General features: G+C 54.6%; 6 protein-coding genes. 2 read left to right on the top strand and 4 right to left on the bottom strand.

From position 1 onward, the window contains the following. Positions 1 to 235, top strand: a 235-nt coding sequence (locus B152_RS26635; protein WP_157230754.1) for a hypothetical protein, incomplete at its 5' end; no start/stop codon positions are given. Between the two features lie 75 nt (positions 236 to 310). On the opposite strand, the gene B152_RS0112925 is transcribed toward B152_RS26635, so the two are convergent. Together B152_RS0112925 and B152_RS0112930 are read right to left on the bottom strand one after the other, a co-directional pair. Next, positions 311 to 1,558, bottom strand: a complete 1,248-nt coding sequence (locus B152_RS0112925; protein WP_020592848.1) for an amidase — start codon at positions 1,556 to 1,558, stop codon at positions 311 to 313. A gap of 202 nt (positions 1,559 to 1,760) precedes the next feature. After that, on the bottom strand, positions 1,761 to 2,108 hold the full coding sequence (locus B152_RS0112930; protein ID WP_020592849.1) for a hypothetical protein: 348 nt from the start codon (positions 2,106 to 2,108) through the stop codon (positions 1,761 to 1,763). A 277-nt stretch (positions 2,109 to 2,385) separates the two neighbouring features. On the opposite strand from B152_RS0112930, the gene B152_RS0112935 reads away from it, so the two are divergent. Then, on the top strand, positions 2,386 to 4,008 hold the full coding sequence (locus B152_RS0112935; protein ID WP_020592850.1) for a gamma-glutamyltransferase family protein: 1,623 nt from the start codon (positions 2,386 to 2,388) through the stop codon (positions 4,006 to 4,008). Positions 4,009 to 4,066: 58 nt separating this feature from the next. On the opposite strand, the gene B152_RS23640 is transcribed toward B152_RS0112935, so the two are convergent. Together B152_RS23640 and B152_RS25405 are read right to left on the bottom strand one after the other, a co-directional pair. Then, entirely contained in the window at positions 4,067 to 4,801 is a 735-nt protein-coding gene (locus B152_RS23640) for a GcrA family cell cycle regulator (RefSeq protein ID WP_020592851.1), read from the bottom strand. A gap of 335 nt (positions 4,802 to 5,136) precedes the next feature. Then, positions 5,137 to 6,210 (bottom strand): ankyrin repeat domain-containing protein, encoded by a 1,074-nt coding sequence (locus B152_RS25405; protein WP_020592853.1) that lies wholly within the window; start codon positions 6,208 to 6,210, stop codon positions 5,137 to 5,139. Positions 6,211 to 6,685: the final 475 nt, after the last annotated feature.

Genomic DNA, 6,685 nt, shown 5'->3' on the forward strand with positions numbered 1-6,685 from the left:
CGTCAGCCTCGACTTCTCCATGCAGTTGGTAGCTCGGCAGCTTGCTGGCGATGAGCTGGCGCAGGCGCATGAAAAAGCGGATCGCCGTGTTGGCCTGAACGCCCACGATCTCGGCGGCGGCACGAGCCGTGCTGCCGACAACGAAGTGTTCGATCAGCCTACTTTGCTGGCGGGCTGTGAGCCGACTTTTGCGGGTGTACATCGTAGCTATCATAGAACCTCCAGAGATTCTTAGCTACTTCAGCCCCTAAAAAAATCCCTGCAACATTTTGCAGGGATTTTTTTTTATGATCAAAGAAAGTTGAAAGCTTCAAAACTGGCTCAGGGACTGCTGTTCTTCTTCACCACAGAAGCTTTCGGCAAAGGCCAGCAGTTCCAGATCAGATCCCTTGGCGCCCATCAGACCAAGACCGAGCGGGCAGCCTTCGAGTGTACCAAGCGGCAGCGTAATCTGGGGACAGCCCCCCAGACCAGCGGCAGAGGTCAAGGCAAGCAGTTTGCTGCGATGGATCGCCAACACCTCGGCCTCGTCCTTGATTCGCGGCGCGATGCCCGGTGCGGAAGGCAGGCAGAGCAGCGCTTTGTCAGACAGAAGGCTGTTTAAACGTGCGACGAAAAGCACCCGTTTTTCGCTCGCCTCAGCCAGCTGTTCATCGGTGATGGTCGCAACCCAATCCAGACGTTGCTGGATATCCGGGGCGATCCGTGGCTTGACCCGGGTCATCCATTCCCCGTAGGCGCACCAGATTTCGCGCCCTTGTATGACGCGAAAGATATCGGCCAGTCCAGCCAGCCCGCCGGGGGCTTCCCCCGCAGGATAGAGGCTGGTGACAGAGAGATTATCCGGGTTGAGTGTGATGTAGTCCGCCTTGCCTAGGCGTTGTTCCAGCCGTTCCAGATGTGGCTTCAGCGCTCCCCGGGATCGCAGATCCAGACAATCGAAAGCATCTACGGCAACCAGAAGCTTCTCCGGTTTTTTATCAGCATCAGCTTTACCCTCAAAAAGAACTTCGCCAACCAGATGCAACAGCCAGGCATCGCGGGCAAACCAGCCGACGGTATCAAAGCTGTCGGACAGCGGCAGAACCCCTGTGCGGTTGATCCGGTCATGTGTCGGGCGCAGACCATAGAGGCCGCAATAGCTGCCCGGTACACGAATAGAGCCACCCGTATCGGACCCCAGGGCAAAATCAACCAGCCCCCCTGCCACTGCCGAAGCAGACCCACTGGAAGAGCCACCGGGAATACGCCCCGGCGCTTCAGAATTGGCGGGCGTGCCATAGTGCATGTTCTGACCGTTCAGGCTGTAGGCGAACTCGTCAGTGATGGTTTTGCCGATCACCATGGCCCCGGCATCCAGCAGCTTTTGCACCACCTCGGCATGATCCTTTGCCGGGCGGCGGCGGCTCTGCCAGTCGGGATTGCCATAGCCGGTGACATAGCCCTTGAGATCAAAGATATCCTTGACCGCGAAGCCAAACCCTTTCAGCGGACCTTTTTCAGCCCCTTCAAAAGTCATGTTTCCACCGGGGACAAACGCACCGAGGCTATCAAACATAGAGGATACCTTCCTTAGACGACACAGCGGGACAGTACCGCAAATCAATTGAACGAGCTGAACAGCCTTATTCTAGCGGATTTTGAGGGCAGCAGATCAGTAAAAAAATCCACTTCCTGCATATCTTGGGGATAGCGTCCTCTTGCCAAAGCCGCAAGCAGGTTTTTGATCAGCGAACTTAAACGGCTGCCGAAGCAAGTTTTTAAATCTTTGTTGAATCTTCATCCTTGGGATCGGCTGGCTTCTGATCCGGGGAAGTATCATCCTGATCTTCCCAGTCATCTTTTTGTTTCCGCCGGATAATGATATCGCCATTTTCCGTAATGACCGGCATTTCATACTGCGGGATCGCATCGATCACCAGCGAGAGTGATTTCATCATCAGCTCCAGGCTTTCGCGTGCCATTTCTCCCGGGCTCTCTTCTTCCTGTGCCTGTGCAGGCTGTAAAAGCAGGGGAGAAACCGTAAGTCCCAAGGCCAGCAGCGCAACAGGAAGAGGTGATAAAGACCAGCTCTTTGATTGTTTCAAAACCCCAGACATCCCAGACATCAACCTTCCTCCATTACCAGACATAGCTTCCGAACAGTACCTGAACAGACCGGAACAGACCGTCCGACAAAAGCTTTCTCCAGAAACACTATAAATCAGGCAAAAGTCAGGCAAAATTGGGAGCTTTACCTATTTTTGACATTATTGCCGGAAAATCGGCTCTCTGCTTTCCTTTTTTCGAAACTTTACCCTTCAGCCCCGGCATGGCAAAAATAATATCCAAAATAAAATAAAATAAAACAAACCGGGCCGAGCCAAACAGGTCCAGAACAGGCAGATGTCAGCAGAAGAGAGTACACATTCCGGCACAGCAAAATTTGGTGCTGTCGCCTGCGGACATCCCGATACGGCTGCCGCAGCCGAAGAGATCCTGCGCGATGGGGGCACTGCTTTTGACGCGGCTCTTGCGGCACTCTGTGCCTCTTCTGTCGTCGAACCTGTGCTCTCGTCTTTTGGCGGCGGCGGGTTTCTTCTGGCCAGGGGCGCAGATGGTCACCCGACCCTGCCAGGACAAACCCGGCTTTATGATTTTTTTGTCGATACACCAAGGCAACGTCACCCGGCAGAAGAACTCGACTTCACCCCGATCACCGCCCGTTTCAAAACCACGGAACAGGAGTTTCATATCGGCCTGGGCGCCATGGCAACGCCGGGACAGGTGCGCGGTCTTTTTGCCATCCACCGCGATCTGGGCAGCCTGCCGCTGTCTCGGATTATGGAACCGGCAATCCGCCTCGCCCGTTCGGGCAGCCGCCTGCGTCAAACCGAAGCCTATCTGTTCGAGATCATTCAGCCGATTTTTCTCGCCAGACCAGAAAGCCGGGCCATCTTTGCCAAACGTCCTGATTGCCTGTTTGAAGAAGGCGATCTGTTGCAACAGCCGGAGCTGGCCGGGTTTCTGGACGCGCTGTCCCGTGAAGGCGAACGCTTGTTCTATGAAGGCGAGGTCGCCGAGCGATTGGTCAAAGACTGCCGGGACCGGGGCGGTCTTCTGACGCGCGCAGACCTTTCCGGCTACCAGGTCAAAATACGCAAGCCTTTCTCGTTGAACTATCGCACCTGGCAAATAGACACCAACCCGCCCCCATCAGCGGGTGGTATCCTGATTGCCTTTGCTCTGGCCCTGCTTCAGGAAAATCCTTTTCCGGCGACCTTTGGTACAGCCCGTCACCTGGAAAAACTCGCCCGTGTTATGGAGTTGACCAACAAGGCCAGGATTGAAAGCGCCTTGCACGAGGCAGCTTCAGAGCAGGAGGAAAAGGACGCAGCACAAAAACTTTTTTCTCCTGCACTTCTGAACCGCTATCGACGGGAGGTTTCCGGGCAGCCGCACAATCCGCGCGGGACAACCCATATCAGTGTGCTTGATCGCAGCAGAAATCTTGCCAGCCTGACCCTGTCCAACGGCGAAGGCTGTGGCTACATTCTGCCCGGCAGCGGCATTATGATGAACAACATGCTCGGCGAGGAAGATCTTAACCCTGCAGGTTTTCACAACTGGCCAACGGGCAGTCGGATTTCCTCGATGATGGCCCCCTCACTTGCCCGTGGGACAGAGGGGCAAGTTGCTGTCCTGGGCTCAGGCGGGTCAAACCGTATCCGGACCGCCATTCTTCAGGTCCTGGTCAATCTGGTCGAGTATGACATGGATGCCATCGCAGCCGTCAAGGCGCCCCGTCTGCATGTGGAACGTGGTCTCGCCAGTCTCGAAGGAGGCTTTGATCCTCGCGAATGTGAGGATTTCATTGCAACTTTGCCGGACAACAAAATCGGCAACCATCACCTCTGGCCCGGACGAGATCTGTTTTTTGGCGGGGTTCATACCCTCAGCTGTAAGGGTAACGGGCAGATCAGTGCTGCCGGAGACCCGCGCCGGGGTGGCATCGCCAGGATAATCTGAAGTCGGCAGACGCAAAAAGGGGCGCAAAAGCACCCCTTTTTTATAAAGCGTTTCAGCCTCAGGCCGCTTCGGAAGAGGAAGACGACGAAGAAGAGGATGAAGAAGACGAAGGTGTGGACGAGCGAGAGCCCCCACCACCACGGCTGCTTTTTGTAATGTAGGCCCGGGCACAGTGTTCTGCACAATAGGGCTTGCTTGGTACCGCGGGCGCCTCACAGAAATGGAAGTCAGCATCCCCGGGATCACCAATCGGCCAGAGACACTTGGGTCCCTTGCGTTTTTCGATCGCACCACTGAACAGACGACGGTCCGCCGCATCAAGGCTGGCCTTACGCCGGGCCTTGGCGGGAAGAGCCGTGTCTTCTGCCTTGGCAGTCGCCGCAGCTTCAGCAGCTGTAACCGGTGGCGGCGGTGTAATCCGCGCTGCAGGTTTGGCTGCCGCAGGTGCTGGCGCAGCTGCCGGTTTCGCCGCGACAGCAGGACGTGCTGCTGGTTTGGCAGCCGGAGCCGGTTTTGCGATTGGAGTTGCAACAGCGGGCTGCGCCGGAGTTTTGGCGGCAGCTGCCGGTTTGGCAACCTTTGGTGTCTGAGCTTTGGCAGCGGTATCTTTTTTCGCTGTCTCGTCTTTTTCACCCCGTTTGATAGGGGAAGGTCGGGCTGCCAGTTTCATCCGGTGTGCCTTACCAACCACAGCGTTTTTGGAAACGCCAAGAAGTTTACCTATCTGCGAAGCACTATGGCCTTCGGACCACAGTTTTTTCAGAAGCTCAATGCGCTCTTCTGTCCAGTTCATCTAGACTGCCTTAACGAGTGGAAAGGAATCAATTATCGAAGCAGAAAACCAGCATATCCAGTCTCTGCGAATGACGGGATACCATATAGAATGACAAAGCCCGAGTCGAGTCTCACAACCGAAATATCTGACAAAACCTTTTTCTGCCAGGAACAAACCATAGTGTTTATCCGCCGCCAGAAATTTCCTGCTTCAAACGAAGGGTGACGGCTACCTGTTTGTCACGGTCTTGTCAACCGGCTGTGCCCTGTCACGCGGCTGTGTCACGCGGCTGTGTCACGCGGCTGTGTCAAGTGGCTGTCGGGCACTTCCTTAACGTTATCAGAAACAGCAGACTACTCGATTGCGCCGGTGGCCAGAATTTCCTCGCTTCCGGCTTCAACTGTCGTGATTCCAGTTTTTTCCGGAGAGGTCTCTTCCAGAGAAGCTGCCTTGTCAGCCAGCGTCTCCAGCAGAATTTGGCGGATCATGCCATTTGGCTTCAGGCCGCTGTCTTCCTGAAAGGCCTTGACGGCTGCCATGGTTTTGGGGCCACTTTTTCCATCGGCCGTGCCGTCCAGATAGCCGAGCACGATCAATAGTTCCTGCGCTTTCTGAATATCTTCTTCAGGTAGTTCAATACCGGAGAAATAACGGGCAATAGAAACATGCCCTGCTTCTTCGGCCATATATTCTGCATTCTGACCTGCGCTGTCGACCTGATCGACATTGGCACCGGTTTTCACCATCAGCTTGACCAGATCAGCATCTCCGGCAACCGAAGCCGCCATCAACGCCGTCATGCCCAGACCATCAGTAATTCTTTGATCCGCCCCGGACTCAATCAGAAAACTTGCGACAGAAGTATGGCTGCTCAGGGCAGAAAGCATCAGCGCTGTCCAGCCGTCAACATCCTGGCTGTTGATATCAAATCCGGCTTCAAACATTTCCCTGATCACCGGCGCATCGCCTGCTTCTGCCGCGGCAAACCACTGCTGTTCAAGCCTGGCAATCTCGTCTGTAGCTGCCACATCGGTTTCCGCTGGTAAAATCGGCTCCCAACTGTCCTTGAGCGTTTCGGCCAGCTGAACTTCCTCGTCGGTGAACCTCTCGGCCAGCTTTTCTTTCTGCTTGCCTGCTTCGGAAATATTCTGGTCCGAGGCCAGGGCAAAATAGAGATAGGCGACGATCTTGTCTTTTTGTACCCCGCGCCCGGCGAGATAAAGCTGCGCCAGTCCAAGCTGGGACTGGGGATCACCTTGATCCGCACTCACCTGCCAATAGCGATAGGCGGCGGCATAATCCTTGGCATCATAGGCTTTCTGCCCGGCATCAAAGTCGGCCAAAGCCAACCCGGGGGACAAAAACACCAGAGACATCATGAAGATCAGGCGCAGAAAAAATAGACGCCCGCCATCAGGTAACTTCATTTACAACACCAAGAAAAAATTCACACAACACTGCGATATCAGCAAAACAGGATGAAAGCGATATCCCCTTTTATCGCAAACAGGGCGTCATTCCGGGCAGGAAAACACCTCTGTTCCAGCGCCCATATTACAGAGATTTGCGCCGGGCTCAAGCCGTTGCGTAATCTTCGGGACAAGGCTATACAGCTTTGACATTTCAATGACCAAAAAAACGTCTTCAAAACAGCCGCTTGTCCTGTAAAAAAACATAACCAAAACTTCAAAGAGACCTCAGCAAAACTCTGACCTTTCCCTAGACTGATTGATTAAGTATTTTTTGGCTATGAAACAAAGCTTCAAAACACAACCCGCCCTTTTCGCGACACATGAGCTTTTGGACCACCCAGCGCTGAACGCGCTTGAGGGTATAGAAGGTTTGATCAACTGGAACGCGCTGGAGCCGTTGTTACCGCAAGGCGAGGGTCGGACTGGTCGC

This window comes from Kiloniella laminariae DSM 19542 (genome assembly GCF_000374005.1).
GTDB lineage: Bacteria > Pseudomonadota > Alphaproteobacteria > Kiloniellales > Kiloniellaceae > Kiloniella > Kiloniella laminariae.